Source organism: Kitasatospora sp. NPDC058406 (assembly GCF_042722765.1).
In the GTDB taxonomy this organism is placed as follows: domain Bacteria; phylum Actinomycetota; class Actinomycetes; order Streptomycetales; family Streptomycetaceae; genus Kitasatospora.
Genome location: NZ_JBHXKE010000009.1, coordinates 1 through 17,517, shown reverse-complemented (window position 1 = coordinate 17,517; position 17,517 = coordinate 1). Strand labels below are relative to the sequence as shown.

9 protein-coding genes are annotated in these 17,517 nt (G+C 69.3%); 5 read left to right on the top strand and 4 right to left on the bottom strand.

What is annotated here, in order from left to right; all coding sequences use genetic code 11:
* Positions 1 to 1,031 precede the first annotated feature (1,031 nt).
* From ACFWOG_RS03415 to ACFWOG_RS03400, 4 genes are all read right to left on the bottom strand, one after another.
* The gene (locus ACFWOG_RS03415) at positions 1,032 to 2,339 is read right to left on the bottom strand and encodes a hypothetical protein (protein WP_380354250.1); all 1,308 of its coding nucleotides are present in this window, start codon (positions 2,337 to 2,339) and stop codon (positions 1,032 to 1,034) included.
* Between the two features lie 72 nt (positions 2,340 to 2,411).
* Complete coding sequence (locus ACFWOG_RS03410; protein ID WP_380354248.1) at positions 2,412 to 3,281, bottom strand: hypothetical protein; 870 nt, start codon at positions 3,279 to 3,281, stop codon at positions 2,412 to 2,414.
* Positions 3,282 to 3,429: 148 nt separating this feature from the next.
* Positions 3,430 to 5,892, bottom strand: coding sequence for a tetratricopeptide repeat protein (locus ACFWOG_RS03405; RefSeq protein ID WP_380354245.1), 2,463 nt, complete (start codon positions 5,890 to 5,892; stop codon positions 3,430 to 3,432).
* 800 nt (positions 5,893 to 6,692) lie between these two features.
* The gene (locus ACFWOG_RS03400) at positions 6,693 to 11,063 is read right to left on the bottom strand and encodes an NACHT domain-containing protein (RefSeq protein ID WP_380354242.1); all 4,371 of its coding nucleotides are present in this window, start codon (positions 11,061 to 11,063) and stop codon (positions 6,693 to 6,695) included.
* A 335-nt stretch (positions 11,064 to 11,398) separates the two neighbouring features.
* On the opposite strand from ACFWOG_RS03400, the gene ACFWOG_RS03395 reads away from it, so the two are divergent.
* The 5 genes from ACFWOG_RS03395 (at position 11,399) to ACFWOG_RS03375 (ending at position 17,486) form a co-directional block, all read left to right on the top strand.
* On the top strand, positions 11,399 to 13,639 hold the full coding sequence (locus ACFWOG_RS03395; protein WP_380354240.1) for a hypothetical protein: 2,241 nt from the start codon (positions 11,399 to 11,401) through the stop codon (positions 13,637 to 13,639).
* Positions 13,640 to 14,888: 1,249 nt separating this feature from the next.
* On the top strand, positions 14,889 to 15,050 hold the full coding sequence (locus ACFWOG_RS03390; RefSeq protein WP_380354237.1) for a hypothetical protein: 162 nt from the start codon (positions 14,889 to 14,891) through the stop codon (positions 15,048 to 15,050).
* A 665-nt stretch (positions 15,051 to 15,715) separates the two neighbouring features.
* A complete protein-coding gene (locus ACFWOG_RS03385; protein WP_380354235.1) occupies positions 15,716 to 16,006 on the top strand; it encodes a hypothetical protein in 291 nt (96 codons plus the stop codon).
* Entirely contained in the window at positions 16,003 to 16,395 is a 393-nt protein-coding gene (locus tag ACFWOG_RS03380) for a hypothetical protein (RefSeq protein ID WP_380354232.1), read from the top strand. The genes ACFWOG_RS03385 and ACFWOG_RS03380 overlap by 4 nt, the downstream gene beginning before the upstream one ends.
* A 251-nt stretch (positions 16,396 to 16,646) precedes the next feature.
* The gene (locus ACFWOG_RS03375; protein ID WP_380354229.1) at positions 16,647 to 17,486 is read left to right on the top strand and encodes an IS5 family transposase; all 840 of its coding nucleotides are present in this window, start codon (positions 16,647 to 16,649) and stop codon (positions 17,484 to 17,486) included.
* The last annotated feature ends 31 nt before the right edge of the window (positions 17,487 to 17,517 follow it).

Sequence of the window (17,517 nt, the reverse complement as noted above, 5' to 3'; positions counted from 1 at the left end):
TCCCCCACCGCTCCCCCGCCGCCGGTCGCCCACAGCCCCCCCGGGGTGATAACATGCCGCTCGCGGAACCCCTTTACCCCCGCCCCCCCCAAACCCCCCCGGTGTTTCCGGGCATTTCCCCTCAACCGCGGCGAACCGGCCATTAACAGCCGCCCTGTGCCGTTGACGCTGCAGGCTTGAAGGCTCGATCCCCGCGCACGCAGGGCTGACACCGTCGACTCCTACCTCTACGCCGCCGACCCCCGTCCTCGCGCATGCAAGGCTGACACGTAGTCCTGCCGCATCCGGCGCGCCTTGATCTTCCCGTCCCCGCCAACGCAGGGCTGACACGCGCTCTGGCGTCTACCTGCTGGCCAAGCGCCCCTCGTCCCCGCCCACGCGGGGCTGACACCAAGGCGACGTAGGAGACGAGCCTCGTCTCCGTCGTCCCGGCGCACACCGGGCTGATCCCTTCCGTGCCTGTGCCTAGCTGACCGCGCACGTCTCGTCCCCGCACACGCAGGGCTGACTCCAGCGGAGTGTCCGTGACGTCGATGCCGGCTCACTCATCCCTGCGCATGCGGGGCTGACACCCACGGCCGACCGCCCCGCATCACTACGAGCTCCCCGTCCCCGCGCACTCGAGGCTGACACCCAGGTGTGGGAGCGCGATCACAAGCAGGCCCCCTTGTCCCTGCGCGCGCAGGGGTGACACCAGCGTGTTGATCGACCCGAAGACCCGCTCGAATTTGTCCTCGCGTACCGCAGGGCTGACACGGCCGGCTGGCTGCTGACTCAGCGCGTCCTCGGCTCGTCCCTGCGCACGCAGGGCTGACACCGTCCATGGGAAAATCGCCCTCGGCCGCACCCTCCGGCCCCCGCGCGTGCAGGGCTGACACCACCGACGCCACGGTGAGGGCCGCGCTACTCGCATCCTCCCTGCGAACGCAGGGCTGACACCACTCCGGTGGGCTCGTACCGGCCATGCTGTCCAGCCTCGCCGTGCGACGATGGAAAGCAGGAGCGCGGCCGCCAGCTACGAGGGCCGTGGGTCATCGTCGCTTCGGCTCATGCGGGCTCCAGCCAGGCAGGAAGGGACGCAGGCACTCGGGGGTGATCACCGGGTCGGCAGGGGTTCGCGGGTAGGTGGGGATCGGATCGATGCTGTCGGCATGAGCACGTGCCAAGGTGATCCATTCGAGTGTTGCGCGCGCTTCCGGATCGGGCGCCGCTTCCCGGGTGAGGTGCTGTTGGAGGGCGTCGCAGTAGGCGCGCACACGCACGGCTTCGTGCCATGCGTCGACCTGTTCGCGCAGGCGGTCGCGGCGGTGCGAAGCGAGGACCTCGCAGCGGGCCCGGTCCATGGCTGCCTGCCAGGCGAGCCTGGTCTCGAGTTCCTGCCGCTCGTGAGCGAGACGCCGGTCGCGGGTGATGTCCACGCGCTGCTGGATCTCCTGCAGGACCTGGGGAAGCCTGTCCTCGAGCCTCCAACATTGTCGGTCTCCCCACTGGTGCCGACGTCCTCGGTGTGCCCAGTCGTAGGCCAGCCTGATGTCGAGTTGGTGCGAGGGCGCGGTGGTGTGCTTGGTGACGCGCTGCCATGCGTAGTCAACGCTGTCGAGATCAGGGGGCTCGATGGTGCTCTCGGTCAGGACGATGGGGAACTCGCTGCCCGAGGATTCGATCACCAGGGTCTGGCGTTCCTGCGCCGCCGGGGCAATCCCCATGCCATGCTCCTCCGCCGCTGTGGCCAGTGCATGGAGGATACGCACAGCTCGGTCTCGGCAGCCGGCGCACACCTGCAGCGGGCAGTCACGCACCGTTGCGTGAACTGCTTCGGCCGGCAAGTCATCGGGCACCGGAATCGGGGTGGATCGTTCAGCCGGTCCCAAAGGTCGCGGGCCCTCGAGGAGCCGGATGACGACGTCCCCCTGGTCGCGCCCGGTATACGACAGCCTGCGCCCCGGCGGCAGCGCGCCGCCAGTCCTCCCAGTATGCACAAGGCGGCGCAACCGGGCCCGCTCGTCGGATGCCGGGTCGGGCACGCGCAGGGTGCCGCCCGCCTGCTCGAGGTCCGCGATCAGCCGCGCGGCTTCCTGAGCTGTCGCGATCCCTCCTGCAGTGGTCGCTAGGCCATCGGTTGACGCGTGGGCGGGGCCTGCGGTCAGTGGTGGTGTACACGTCGGGTCGTTCGTGCGGCTCACGTGCTCGCGCCCTGCGGGTGTCGCGGAGGCCGTCCAGCCGCCGCTCTCCCAGTGGGTGGTCACGAGTCCTCTTCTGCGCAGCGCGTAGACGCTGTTGACCAGGTGCGAGTCGGCCGAGGTGACCGGATTTCCCGACTCGCAGATGCGGCGCAGCACGGCGAGTTGTCGGTCGTTCAGGCCCGGGGCCAAGGGTCGCCTCGCAGGAAGTGCGGCGGACAGGGGTGTGAGTCAGTGCTGGCTGTCGGCGGCGTTGCGCAGGGATTCGAGTGGGATGCCCAGCCGTCTTTCGAGGTCGTCGGCTTTGCGTTTCTCCCCTGCGGCGTGGAGTGCTGTGATGGCCTCGTCTGTGAGCTTGCCGATGCGGATCACCTCGGCGCGCAGTGCCTGGAGTTCGTCCAGCCGGCCGGTCGCGTCGGTGCCGCACCACTGGCGGACCAGGTCGCGGCCGGGCTGGTACTTCTGGTCGACTTCGTCGCAGATCTCCGGGCTGACGTGCATGCCCTGGTCCTTTCCGCGGCCGCGGTAGTAGCGGCCGTAGATCGCGTCGTGCTGCGCCTGTTTCTCCTGTTCGGCGAGGACAGCGACCAGGTGTGCGGCGTGAACGGCTGCGATTCGCTCGGCGACGGCGAGGGCGGTCGGCCAGGGAGCGTTGAGTGTGCCGTGGTCGTCGGTGAACGTGCGCGGGTCGGAGGCGAAGAGGTCCTGCGGGACCTGCAGCATCGAGGCGAGTGCCGGCACGTCGTGGACGTAGAGCACCCCCCGCTCGCGGGTGTTCCAGCCCAGGGAGACTGTCTCGGTCACCGGGCAGGAGTCGAAGACCAGGCTCGCTGCGACGAAGTCCGCGTCGTGATCGTCCTCGGGCCCGTCACTGATCAACGCGCCCCACCGATCCTGCCGGTGGAGCCAGGCGTCCTTCTCCTCCCAGCGCACGCGCAGCCGCGCCTTGGGCACCCATTCCTCGCGGCCCTCCGCCTCGTCGGCGACGAACCGCACCTTCACTCGAACGGGCCGCTGGGTGCCGACCTTCAGCACCTCGACCTCGCTGACCGGTCCCTTGTACGGCGCAGCCCGGTGCGCCCACCGCTCGCCTCGCTCCACCAGACACTCCGTTCCATAAGCTGCCGACTGGGCACTCACCCCGCTCGCCCCCGCGTCGACGGCCTGCTCCGGCCTTCCGACAGTTCGTGACCGCGATTCGACAGCCCGAGGCATAGTCCTGTTCGAATGGCCGCCGACTGGCATCCTGTCAGCACACTGCGGCGGTCGGGGAAGGGCTACAGGCGGCGAGGACCGCGGCGGTCACGGAGTCACCGCAGACTGCCAGGCGCCAGCGGAAGTCTTCGGCCAGCTGCCGGTGCCCGCTGTGCTCGAGGTCGAGCATCACCAGGACCATTGCGTCGAGGTCTCCGCCGCTGGCCGCTTGGTGGAGCAGCGCGCGGCGCTCGTCCTCGTCCGCTTCGTCGGCGACGGTGGCAAAGGCAACGGCGGCCAGCGGCTCGCCAGCCCTCGCGGCGGCGCTGAGCACGTTCTTGGCCTCCTGGGTCTCTCCCAGTTCTTTGAGCGCGAGGCCGAGGTGGAGGCCTACGTCGGTCGCGCCCGTGTTCGCGGCTCGGCGCAGATGTAGTGCGGCCTCGTGCCAGTGCTGCTCGGCCGCCAGGTGTCGTCCCAGGTAGTAGTGGGCGATGGGCAGGCCCGCTTGAAGGGCTTGCCGGTAGGCGTGCTCGGCCTGGCCCGGCTGGTCGTTATCGGCGTGGAGGTTTCCGAGGTTGATCCAGGCCCGGGCGTCGCCGTGCTCGATCAGCCGCTGGTAGGCCTGCACGGCTTCGTCGGTGCGGCGCAGGCGTTTGAGGAGGTTGGCGAGGTCCAGCTGTGCTTCCAGGTCGCCGAGGTCGGTGGCCTGGCGAAGTGCCGCTTCCGCGGCGCGGGTCTTCCCGGTGGAGGCGAGGAGCCGGCCCAGGTTCGCCAGCGCGTCCCTGTCGCCGGCGGAAGCGGCCTGTTTGTAGGCGTGGATGGCCTGCCGGGTCTTGCCGCGGTCGGCGAGCAGGACACCCAGATTGAACCAGGCGTTGTGGGCCCCAGCCCGGGCGGCGCGCCGGAAGAAGCGTTCGGCTTCATCGAGGTGCCCGCGCTGGGCAAGGATCTGTGCCAGGTCGGCGAGGCTGTCCGTGTCACCGAGCGCATGGGCTTCCCGGCACGCCGTCTCGGCTTCGTCCAGGCGGTCGAGCTCGCTCAGGGCCAGGGCGGTGAGGCGCCGCGCGAAGGCGTCCGCAGGATCTGCGTGCTCGCTCAGGAAGCGAAGGGCTTCCTCGGCCCGGTCGTCTTGGATCAGGATTGCGGCCTGGTGCCACAGCACCGGGGTGAGGCCGGCCTCGCGCAGGATCCGCCACAGCCTGCTGGCGATCGAAGGCTGTTCACGCTGCGCATTGGATGCCACGGCCCAGGCCGTTCTGGTATCCCGGGCGCTGCCGAGCGCTTCGAACCACACGAGCGGGTGGATGGATTCCGAGGGCTGCGATGGGGCATCGTCGAGGAGGCTGGCGAAGGGGCGTCGCGCCCCGCTCGCGGCGGGCTGGAGCAGGCTCGTCATTCCGACCCGGCTGCCGTCGGCCCAGGCGAACGCCTCCTCCAGTGGTTCGGGGCGCAGCAGGTCGCCGCCGGCGTCGGCGAGGTAGTAGCGGTGGGTCCGGGTGAGCAGGTCGTCCGGCAGCGGGCCTCGCAGGCCGGTGCGGGCCAGGTCGAGGGCGCCCCGGACGAGGGCTGCTCCTCGGGGGTTGCCGCCGACGCGCCAGGCCGCTTGCCACGCCGCCCGCAAGGCGGGACCGGCCGAAAGGAACTCGCTGACTCCCCGGTGGGTGCACTGGTCGGCTGCGTCCTGAACTCGCGGATCGGCGGCGGTCCGGGCGCGCTGCATCTCGGCGGGGCTCCAGGCCCGGTCGAGGAAGACGATCGAGGCCTGACCCACGACTCCGGCGGAAAGCACTGCACCGGCATGCCCGGCCGCTGTGGCATGGGGGGCGGTTGGTGGTGGGAGGTGCTGGGCGTGGACGGTGGCGAGGACCGGGATGCGCCAGCGCCGGAGTTCAGCGATGTCGGGGCCCTGCAGCCGGTCGTGGTGCTCGAGACCGTCCAGCCACAGCAGGCGGGGCTCGGGACAGTGCACCACGGCCGTGATCGCCGCCTGCAAACCGCCGTTGGGGACCTGACACACGAGGTGGTCGGGTAGTGCGCGGCGGGCGGCCTCGAGAGCGAGGCGGGACTTCCCGCATCCAGTGTCACCGGTGACCAGCACCATGCCCCCCTGGGCGCCGGCTATCGCGAGCAGGTCGGTGAGGTGCTGATCGAGGTCGCGCGGAACGTAGGCAGGTAGGCTGTCGCCGCCGTGCTCCCAGCTGGGGCGCACGCCCGCGGCCAGGGCGTCGAGTTCCGCCACGGCTGGCCACGATCGCCAAGCCGCCGGTGCCGGGCGGTGACCCGCGGTCGTGCCTTCGATCAGGTGCGGGTCCTGCCAGTCGCCAGTGGTCGGCGCGCGGTTGGGCTTCCAGCTCTCGAGCAGCTCCACCGGATAGGCGTCGGCGCCCGCCCCATCGATCACCTTGTGGTGCGGCGGGCAGAGCAGCAGCAGGTTCTCGGGGCCGTCCAGCTGTTCACGGGTCCAGGAGGGATCGTGGCGCTTGCCTCCAGGGCGCTGCGCGCGGATGTGGGCGATCACCGCGTCAAGGACCCACTCTCCGTTCACCCGCGCGGTCAGGGGACGGCCACAGCCCGGCCAATGGCACCACGCGCCGATCAGCTCCAGGAGCTCACCTTCGGTGAGCTTCTGCCTCCACCGCGCCACCCGGCCACCCCCGCTCCCCCGCCCCGACCGCGTCGCCGACGCTACCCGGCAGCACCCGGTCGAATGCCTGACCCGATTGTTTCGATCGACCGGCCGTCGCCTTTGCCCGTAAGCCGGCGACATCGCATCAGGCTTTGAGTGCCAGTGGACTGGTTCTGAGCGTCCGGTTGGCCGGACAGGTCCCTGGGGGCCGACGCCGACCTTCGGAGCGAGAACTCACTTCCTCGCTGCACACGGTTCCGGCAGTCCTGGCCCGCGCCTCCAGCAGACGAGGAAGGCGCAGGACAATGTGCGTCGTCGCGCGGTCCAGTGGATGGCTGTGGCGGCCCCGCCGACCAGACAATCCTCGCCTCGGTTCACCGTGCTCTCGGGGGGACCCTCCCCTGTTCCCCATCGCACCTGCGGCCCCCAACGCTCATCATCGGGATGCCAGGGACGTCTGCCGCAAGTACCAGCACCTCGGCTGAGGTGTCGAGGAGGTGACTTGGCAGTGAGCTCCGGGCACGACCGGCGGGTCCGTCCCGCGCAGGGGAGACAGCCGGGCCAGCGGCGGGTGCTCTCGGTCCGGCGGAAAGCCCATGAGGGGCCCGCAGGACTGCGGCAGGCGCAGCGCGGTCCGGGTCGCCGGTGCCCAGATACTCATCGGGTGGGAGCGCTGTTGCCTGGGCCTCTCGCTACTTTCCTGGGCGTGTCGCGGACTTGCGGTTGCGGTCCGCCGTTTCACGCAGGCTGAAGTCGAGCAGCACGGCTCGGATGTCGGCGCCCCCTTCCGTGCTCAGCCTTGCTGCCTGTTCCTGCAGGGCGCCGCGCAGCGTGTCGGGCGTCTGTTTGCGGACTGCGGCCGGCATGGCGCGGTCCGGTGATGTCCATTGTGATGCGGGGAAGTAGGCGACGAGGTAGAGGCCGTGGGTGGCGCTCAGGGCGGGGATGTAGTCGTTTGCCAGCTGTGTCTCCATCGCGTTCTGGAGATGATTGTGCCAGTTCCCCTTGACCTCGATGACGACGGTGGCGATCCCTGGGGCGTTGAGGTCTGGGGCAGGGTTGTTCGCCGCCGTCCGCAGGAGAAGGTCGAGGCGGTCCCCGGCGCCGCCGATGTTCCGGTTGATCTGGACCTCGCGCCCGATCACGATTCCGCTGTCCACTAGCTGGTTGGTCAGGTAGTGGGCGAGGTAGTCGGAGATGAGGTTCTCGTCCTTGGGGTAGCGCAGGCGCCGGCGAGTGGGTTCGCCGTTGACGACTTCGGGGGTGGTGTCGTTCCACAGGAGGGCTGCGGGGAGGGTTCCTTGAGTCAGGTCATGTTGCAACGTGGCGAGCGCATCGAGTACCACGTCGGTGAGGTCTGCACCGTCCCGTACCAGGCGTCGCCTGGGGTCCTGCAGGATGGCATGGAGTTCGTGGGAGCCGGGTCGTGTCCAGGTGCGTTCACGGTGGTTGCGCTGGGCGGTGCGCAGGGCTCTGGCCAGTGGTTTTGCGTGGGGGTGGGAGTGGGTGAGGCGGCGGAGCTCGTCGACCGAATCCAGCGATCCCCTGGCCGCGAGGTACTGGACCACGGTGTCGCGGTGCTCCGGGCCGTTCTGCTCGTACCCGACCCACCTGGTGCGCCGCGGGGGGCTCGTCGTCCTGTACGGGTAGCGGTCGATCAGGAGACTGGCGAGGTCGGCGGCCTGGCCTTCAGCCAGTGCGTCAAGCCAGTGCGTGCGACCGCGGTCCAGGATCAGTCGCTCGAGAAGGTCGTAGGACTCCTGGTCGGCTCTCAGTCGGCTGACGACGATCGGCCATGCCCGGGCCGGGCTCATCTGCAGCAGGAACGCGGCGAGTTCGGCCACGAACGGGGATGTGCGGTCCGTGCCGATGGTCCTCAGCTTCGCGTCCAGGTCAGCCAGTACTGCTACCCGCGCCTCGGGGCGGGCCAGGTCGCAGGTGAGGCGCAGCAGTTCGGTGATGGTGTTGTGGTTGGGGTCGTTGCCGGGGTTGGCGGGTGGGCTCGTTTCGTCGTGCAGTGCTTGGTCGAGGTAGTGGGGGATGGTATCGGTGAGGCGGGTTTCGAGGGCTGTGGTCCAGATGTGCGGGGCGAGGGGCAGGGCGGTGCAGAACTTCTGGCAAGTGATCGCGGCGTCGAGGAGTGCGAGGTAGGTGTCGTGGAGTTCCTCGGTGGCGTGGGGGGTGGCCGCGCGTAGGAGGTCTGCGGTTTGGTCGTCTGTCGTCGGTGACAGGTCCAGGAGGACTGGTGCCCAGCGGCGCCAGTGCGCGGGGGTGATGCTGTGGGGGTGCGACGTCGGGTGGGTGTGGAGGGCTGTGAGGGCGAGGGCGCCGGCCCAGGCTCGCCAGGAGATCGTGCTGGTGCCGATCCACTGGGTGCCTCCGGTGTCCGGTGCGTCGAGGTAGTGGCGGGCTGCGGCCAGCAGTCGGTGCTCTGCGTCGGCGGGGAGGACGGCCGTTCCGGGAAGGGTGGTCAGGCCGTGCTCCAGGCCGGCGTCCTGGCGGCCGCTGTCGGGGTCGCGGAGCAGGGCCACGCAGAGCTGCCAGAAGCTGTCGGTGTCGCCGGCTTCTGCTTTGCCCAGTAGTTCTGTGGTGCGGTGGGCCCAGGTGTCGTAGCCGTCCCATTGACGTGGTGCCGGCCTTCGCTCCGCCGCGCGTCGTGCCTGTTCGCGGAGCATCTCTGCGCGGGGCCCGTGCAGGGGGACGGGGTCGAAGTACGGGGCGAAGAGGGTGGCCCAGATCCGGGTTCCGCGTGTGTTCCAAGCCATGTCTTGGGACTGCGGGTCGCGCGGGGACCAGCAGTGGGAGACGAGGTGGCACAGCAGTGCGGCCGGGTGGTCGTCGAGGTCGCGTTCCAGCTCGATGAGCCAGGGCAGGTCGGTGCTGTCGAGGAGTGCGCTGCGGGGCTCCGGGACCGGTTCGGGTGCGTGGGTGGGTGTTGGGACGGCGCGCCGGGTGAGGCGTGCCGAGGTGGTTCTGGGTGTCCAGCCCTCGGCCAGGAGGTAGGCGTCCTCGTCTTCCTGGGCCAGTTCGAGGAGTTCCAGGGCCAGGAGGCGGCGTAGGTGTCTGGCCTCGGCTGCGCCGGGTTCGGAGTCGGGGGTGCAGAGCGGCAGTGGCACTGCCAGTGTGGGGTGGGTGCGCAGCAGTGGGTGGAGCCAGCGTGCTGTCGCGGGGATTCTGCCGGCGGCACCGGGTCCGGTCATGGCCCGGTCCAGGAGGTCTTGCGTCATGTCGTCGACGTGCGCCCATGTGGACCACTGGTGGGAGGTGTTCGGGCTGCTGTCGCTGGCGGTTGCGGAGGTTCCTGGCGGGGATCCGTTCAGTGCTTCGGAGGCCCAGTGGAGGAACGGGGCCAGGTCCGTGTCCGTGAGTCGGCCGGGCAGTGACAGGCAGAACCTTTCGTAGCTTCTGCTGCTGTTCCTGTGCGGCGACACAAGCACAGTCAGGAGCTCGGCTGCGGTGAGGTGTTCGGGCCAGGCGGCGGTCACCACTCGGCCTCGCAGGACGTGGTCCGGGTCGCGCTCCGGGTGCTCGCGCAGTTCGGTCAGGATCGGCTTGAGGAGCGGCGCGGCGGCCGGGCGGTCGAGGAGGGAAGCAACGAACGCCGCCCGGCCGCGCAGTCCGACAGATCGGCGTGGATCGACTGCCAGGGCTGCCACCTCCGTGAGCAGTTCCGTGAGGTCACTGGCGGCCACCGTTGCCAGTGCGAACTCCATCTCCTCGGAGTCGGGTTCGGCACCCGCCCCGTCTGCGGTGGTCCGAGCGGTGAGGACGGGCCTCAGCTGCGCGGCGAGGCCGGGGTGGCGCAGGCGGTGGGCCGGACCGGACCACCACGGGTCGGAGTTCAGTCGACCTGTCCGGGCCCGTTCCAGGAGGCGATCGATGATCTGGTGCTGGCATTGCGGGTCGCCGATGTAGGAGCTGTAGGCGGCGACCGCTTCGAGGTCGGCGTCGATCAGCCAGGAACCGAGCGAGGGGCGCAGCGCGACGAGCCATGCGGCGAGTTCGTGCAGGTCGCCGAGAATTCCGGGAGTGCCGCCTTCGCCACGTTGGACGAGCAGGCTCTGCAGCTGCGGGCGGGGCACATTGTGGTCGAGAAGGTGGCGGGCAGCCAGGTAGGAGGCGATGGATGCGTGCACGGGCTTGACCAGTCCCGGACCGGCGCCAGCGAACAGCGGACTCTCCAGAACGCTCCGCACGAGCGGTTGCGAGAAAGCGCTCCGGGACGGGGTGGCCTCGGCGTTGATGAGGTCGTCGACGGCGAGGTGGCGATCGTGCGGAAGCGGTTGGTGCGTCAGGCTCACCGCGGGAGCGCCGGTGAGCAGCAGGTGGCAGGCGGTCAGGCCGGCCACGGCGAGGCGCTGCTCCGGGCTGCCATGCAGGTCGTCGGGGTCCCGGCCGTCGCCTTGCCGAACGACGGCGAGCGGTAGTGCGCGGCGGTACAGCTCCGCACGGCTGGGGGGCAGGCTGCGGTCGGCCTGGTAGAGGTCGAGCAGAAGGTTCAGGGTCAGCGGCATCCGGGCGAGGGCTTCGGCTCCCGCGTCGGCGACAGCGCGGGTGAACGCCTCGGGATCGACGTTGCGGGTGGTGGCTGCGGTGTCGACGTCCTGGCGGCGCAGGGGCGCGAGCACGTGTGCTGTCGTGATGCCGAACGCCTCGGCCACCGCCCGCCGGAGGACGGCTGTGAAGGCCGTGCTGCGGCAGCCGATGACCACCTGCAGCGCGCGGCAGTCGTGGGCGCGGGCGAGGTCCTCCATCCAGCCGGCGATGTGTTTGGGCTTGGCTCGGCACTCGTCGACACCGTCGACGACGAGCAGGAACCGCTGCCCGGTCGGTGCGGCGGAACCGTCGGGCGGGGTAAGTCGGTCGAGGACGGGTGCCGCTTTGCGGACGAAGTCCTCCCACCTGTCGACCTGGCCCATGTCCACCCAGGCCCGGGCGTTCCATCGGGGTGCGTCGTGCGGGGAGGAGTGCTGAAAGAGGCCGGTCAGTACGTGGGTCTTGCCCGCGCCGGCCTCTCCCAGCAGGACCGCGGACCGTGCGAGGACATCGGAAACCTCCACCACGCCTTCGGGGAGTCCTCCTGTGGACGGCAGGAGGCGCCTCTCCGGAAGGAAGCCGTGCGAATCGAGGTGTGGAGGGCGGTCCTCCTCGGTGCAGAACCGATCCACGCGCACGAGCACTCCGTTCCTCGAACCCGTCCCTGCCGACCCTGTCGAACCGACATTCGCGGCTGCCGACACCGTAGCGGTCCCGTCCGACAGGTCACCCCTGTCAGGGCGGCCCGTGTTGTCGAGAACCCCGGGACGCTGCAGGCGGCCCGCCCGCCGACTATCGCCGGCCGCCGCCGGCGGGACCCGAATACCGGGCAGTGACAGTGCCCGGCGCTACGGTCGACCCTGTGATCAGAGAGCACTATCCGCGCGCGTGGCAGCATCTGCAGGATGCGCAGCAGGCCAAGGCGGCGATGGCGGTGTTGTGGGGCCGGGTCCTTGAGGACGGGCTTGTCGAGGAGGGCGTGGTCACGCATGCCGATGGATCCGGCGTCATCAGTGCGTGGGTGGCGTGGCCGCCCGGGGCGCAGGCTGAACTGACCAGGCTGTTCAGCCGATGCGTCGTAGAGCTGTGGGCGTGCCTGGATGCGCTGGTGGAGGAGTCGGTCGAGACGTTCAGTGTGCAGCGCCGTCCGCGTAGGCCCGAAATGCCCCGGTTCTTTCCGGTCGCCGATTCGTCGGAGGGGCTCCGGGCGCTGCTGGCCGAGTCGTGCATGGACGGCACCCTGCGGTCGCACGTGGCGATGGTCCGGGACTGCCAGCCCTTCCACGGACAAACGGGCGACGAGGTCATCGACGGGATTCGCCGGGGCCTGGCCCACCTGCTCGAGTGGGAGGCGGCTCTGGACGCGGGCGCGACGGTGGGCGTGTGGGCGACTCCCGTCGAGCCGCAGGTCCATGCCGAAGCACCCGCCGTGGTCGAGTGGCTGGAGGCCGCGGAGCCCGGTCCGCTCGGGGACGAGGAACGCATCCTGGCGCGCTACCGGCTGAGCTCCTACCACCCGGAAGTCGCCGTGAGCACGGAGGCAGGCACCTACGTCGACCTGTGCTTCACCGAAGGGTTCGCCCCGCTCGGCACCGAGGACACCTTCGATGGGAGGCAGACACTCGCGATCGAGACGGTGACCCGGTTCGCGCTCTCGTTCGACTGGCTCTCGAGCCAGGTCCCGGGCAGCAGACGCGTACTGCCCCCCGACCCTGCCGACCGTTCGAACACCTGGATCGACGCCACACGGTCCTCGAGGCACTGGTCGGCCGAGGAACTCGCGGCCCTTGCCTCGTCGGACATCGGTCTGGGACGGGTCCAGGACAGCGACACGCTCACCCTGATAGTGAGCACGCGCCACGGGGTGTACGAGCGGGCCGTCCCGCACGCGACACCTCTGCGCCACCATGACCGGCGGGGCAGCGCCGCGGAGACAGCCGTCACCGACGCCGCAGCGACCTGGGGACTGCCCGACTTCGTGATGTCACCGAGCGTGGAACGCAAAGGACGCGGGGTGCGGGAGATCAGCGACGGACTCCTCGTGGTCGGCGGCCGGGGCATCATCGTTCAGGTCAAGGCACGCGAAGGCGAACCCGGTACTCCCGAACGCGAGACGTCCTGGGTCCTCAAACAGCTGACCTCGGCGGGAAAGCAGATCCAGGGCACCGCACGCCGGCTCAAGGCCCAGGGCGCCCGGATGATCAGCGGGCGGGGTACCGGCCTCGACATCGACAGTCCGGCCATCGACTGGGTCGGCGTCACCATCATCGAGCACCCCGACCCTCCACAAGAGCTGAACGTCCCCGCACAGGACGGCGCAACACCCGTGATCGCCCTGCTGCGCCGGGACTGGGAGTTCCTGTTCAACCAGCTGCGTTCCACCCACGCTGTGGTCGGCTACCTCCACCGCGTCGCCACCTCGACGCCCGTCCTCGGCGGCGAACCGGAACGCTACTACGAACTGGCCGCCGCCGACGCCGACGCTCCCCCAGGACCGGTGGACCCGTCGTGGGCGTCACGCGGTGCACAGAGACGCAGCATTCCACTGCTGCCCGCGGCCCCGGCCGGCAGCGACGACGACGAGGCCCACACCATGGTGCGCCTCATGCTCGAGGATGTCGCCACCAGCCCGATCAACCCCGACGAGCAGGAGACCCTGCAAGAGGTCCTGGCTTCCCTCGACAGCCTGCCGGTCGGGCACCGAACGGAACTGGGTCGCCGTCTCCTCGACGCTCTGGCCGCGGCCCCCGAGGCTGCGGAAGGCACCACGGCGTGGTGGATGCGGACCTTCATGGCCGGACCCGGCGAGGACCAACTCGGCTTCGCCGTCTGCTCCGCCCTGACCGACACCACGCGCGCCGCGTTCTCCGCCTGGCTCCGGCTCCGGCATCACGAACGCGGCCAGCACACGGACCTCGCGAACCTCACATCCGTCGGTGTACTCCTCACCCCCCGCACCGACGGCTTCCGGGACTGGGACACCACCCTGTCCGCGGTCAGGGGCGACCCCGAACTGGCGGCGGACGAGCTCCGCACCTACAGAAACCTCTGGAACAGGCCCAACGACCAGAACGGCAACACCTCTACCGGCGGGCAATCCTGACCGCTGCCATCATCGACAGATCCACTACGCCGACCCCCGATCCGCCTGTCCTTGTCCGCCCTAAGCTCGGCAACCCGCCGAGTCGGCACAGAACAGCGTCTTGGGCAGCTAAAGTCACAGGCCAGGAAGTACCGTCCCCGCGCACGCAGGGCTGACACCTGCACCTCGGCACGGAGACGGGGAACTAGGAACCGTCCCCGCGCACGCAGGGCTGACACCGCCGTCCGCTACGCCGACCCCGGGCCAGGGCCCACCGTCCCCGCGCACGCAGGGTTGGCCTGTGTTCCCCGCCGCCAAGAGCGACCGGCCCAGCCTGACACAGCAGAAGAACGCGGCGCTGTCCTCCCAGCTTCTCGCCGTCGGAAGGCTCCTGCCCGTGCCCGTCTTCGTATGCTGGCCGGTGAGGCCTCCGCTGCTCGCCGTCGGGGAGATGACGGTCTGACCGGGCGGGACGGCCAGGCACCTGTGTGCGGGACCGTCCCTGCGCATGCAGGGCTGACACTGGGTCCGTCTACCAGCCCCCTCGGATCGGCAAACCGTCCCCGCGCACGCAGGGCTGACACTCAGCGTGAACTGCGCTGTATCGAGCGTGAGTTACCGTCCCCGCGCACGCAGGGCTGACGTTCCCCTCCCCCGAGCCTCACTCCTTCTGCACAACAAGGCGACCCCCACCCTGACTACACCGCGAGCCAGGCCGGATCCCCCGCTTCAGCGGAACCGATTTCCTGCGCATACAGATGCAATGGCTTAAAAGCTGCTGGTCAGAGGGCTACGTCTATTGCAATTCTCGCCAGAGTGACTTGGGAATTCTCACAAGTCGCCATGCGCCAATCTCATTCAATGGCATACAACTGAAGAGGATGCCCGCGCCTTCCGGCACCCTTGGCCAACGCATCATTGACACATCAGTGAGACAGCCTCAGGACATCCAGCTGAGACTTCGCAGCCGGAACTACCAGCGGCGCATGGAGATGCGCCGGGAAGCCTGGGCGCCTCTCGACGCCCCTGCTCCCGCCCGACCTCACGTGAATTGCCACGGGGCGAAAAAGGGCTCCGACCTACGCATTTCCTGAATTCGTCCCCGCAGGCCGACTTCGGTCCGGGATCCGATGGTCCGTCGGCTACGATGGCCCCTGAGTGCAGCTCTGAAATTCCGACCTCCTCGACCACGGTCCCCGCCTGCCTCCACGGGCTCGGTTATTCGGTGCGCCCGACCTGGCCACCACCTGTCGAGGAAAGGGGGAATTTCATGTCCACTCCCACAGACCCGGAGGAGCAGTCAGCCACCGACCGGGCATGGGAGAGATTGCTGCTCCGCGAGGAGCGGCGTCACCAGATCGTCCAGCGGGTCTTTGACATCGTGCACACGGCCGTCGCCATCGGCCTGCCCGTGCTCCTGATGAAGCCGTAGCGGCAAGGGGCGGTAGGCCGGAGTGGGTCCGGCCTACCGCCCCTGTTGGTGAGCCGCCGCCGCGAGCGGGTGCTGCTCTCCCCGAGCGGGCCTCGTCCATCCAGTGCGTCTCAGGTGCTGTTGGACGGGGCCCGCTTCGTCATTTGTCGGCTCCGAAAATTTTCCGGAACTTTCTTCCAACTTCTAATCGTCAGCCGATTCGCCCGACTCGTGACGAAAAGTTTCCTACATTCGATTCGAGAAGTTTCTTCGAAATTTTCCGAATTCGAAACATTTTCCCGAATTGTCCGGCCTCCGGTGTTGGCCAAAACCTATGAACCGGATGAACGTCTTTTCGTTGATACGAGTCTAGAACGCCGATGTTCAAACGGTATCACGATGCGAAGTTCGTTTCGGCGAAGCAGAAGCCGAGGACGTTGCCCGTCGGAGCCCCGGGGACGGGCACCAGCATCCCGTCATAGCCTCGAACCCGAACGAGGTACCGGCCGAACCGTGCCCGGTCATCACGCCAGAGTGCCTGGTGGCCGGCCACCACCCTGCTGGAACGCCCCTTGCTGCGCCTGCCGCCTCCCCGGCGCCGGCGGCTCCGATCGACAGGGCAAGGGCTCCCGACTACCCCGGGAAGTCGGTACACCGCTGGTGTACCAGCGGTGTACGATCGCGGTATGGCTGATGCGACGATCAAGGTTTCCCCCGACACACGCGACCGGCTGGCCGCCCTCGCGGCGGCCCGCGGCACCACCATCGGCGCCCAGGTGGCCCTGCTGGTGGACGAGCAGCCCACCGCGGAGCAGATCGCGGAGCGCGTGGCCGAGGGCCGCCGCCTGCTGCGCGAGCACTTCGGCATGACGCTCACCGACACCGAGCTGGACGAGGGTCCGAACCTGCTGCAGCGGGTCTACGACATCGCCGCGGCGGACGCCCGCGCCAAGGTCGCCCCGAGGCGCAGCGCGTGATCATTCTGGATTCGAGCGCCCTGTCCGCGTTGGTCGCAGGTCACGAGCGCCTGCACCGGATCGTGGATTCCGCGCTGGGGAGCCCGTTCCAGCATCTGCTGGTGCCGGTGCTGTGCGTGGTCGAGGCCGAGGTCAAGGACGAGGGAACGGCGAACGCGGTCCTGGCGCTGCCCGCGATCGAGTTCGAGCCGTTGGACGCGCCGACCGCGGTGGTGGTGGCGACGATGGTCCGTGACGGCTACGGGGGTCAGGATCTGGCGCACGTGATCGCCACGAGCCTGCCGACCCCGGTGCGTCCGCAGCAGCACCTGATCCTGACGGCCCGGCCGGAGCTGTATCCGCCCGGGATCGTCGCCGTCGACATCGACGACCCCCGGCTGGAGCCTTAGGTGCCGATGGGGATTTTAGTGGGCGTTTCATCCTTCAGCGGGCTGATTAGTCCTGATTCTTGGGATGAGGAGCGGACCCGGCTGCCGTGACTCCGGAGGCTTGGTGGGGCGGAAGTGTCACCAGCGTGCAGATGTCCGCCGGAACTGCGCGGTTCCTCCTGCCTCGTCCCGGGAAGCCGGATCAAGGCGCATTTGTCGGCCGAGGGCCGCGACCTCTGGCCAGAGCAGCGATCCCGCAGTATGCCGTCATCATGACGGCCCGCCGACCGTATCCGAGCGACCTGTCCGACGCCCGCTGGGCCCTGGTCGAACCCACCCTCACGGCCTGGCGCGAGGAACGTACCGCACGCGCCCTGGCCTTCGGGCGGCCAGCCGAGCACGACCTGCGTGACCTGCTGGACGCGATCCTCTACGTCGACCGCACCGGCATCCCCTGGCGCTACCTCCCACACGATTACCCGCCTCACCAGACCGTCTACGCCTACTTCGCCCGCTGGCAACGCGACGGCGTGTTCGAGCAGCTCAACGGCCTCCTGCGACGCCTCGTCCGCACTGCCGAGGGCCGCAATCCGGCACCGACCGCCTGCATCCTCGACTCCCAGAGCGTGAAAACCTCCACCAACGTTCCCGCCGCAACCCAGGGAATCGACGTCGGGAAGAAGATTGTCGGCAGGAAGCGGAACATCGTCACCGACACCCTCGGCCTGCTGCTGGCCGTGCTGGTCACCGCCGCGAGCGTGCACGACGGCACCGCCGGCCAACAGCTGCTGACCCGGGTGGCCGCCGACCACCCCACCATGCGCAAGGCCTGGGCCGACATGGGCTACAAGAACGCCGTCATCGAACATGGCGCCACCCTCGGAATCGACGTCGAGATCGTCCTTCGTGACCCCACTACCAGGGGATTCGCCGTCCAGCCCCGCCGCTGGGTCGTCGAACGCACCCTGGGCTGGCTGATGAACCACCGCCGCCTCGCCCGCGACTACGAAGCCCTCCCGGCCCGATCCGAAGCCATGATCCACGTCGCGATGATCAGCCTCATGACCCGCCGCCTCACCGGCGAAACGACCCCCACCTGGCACGGAACCTGACCTCGACAACCAGGAGCGAAACACCCACTTA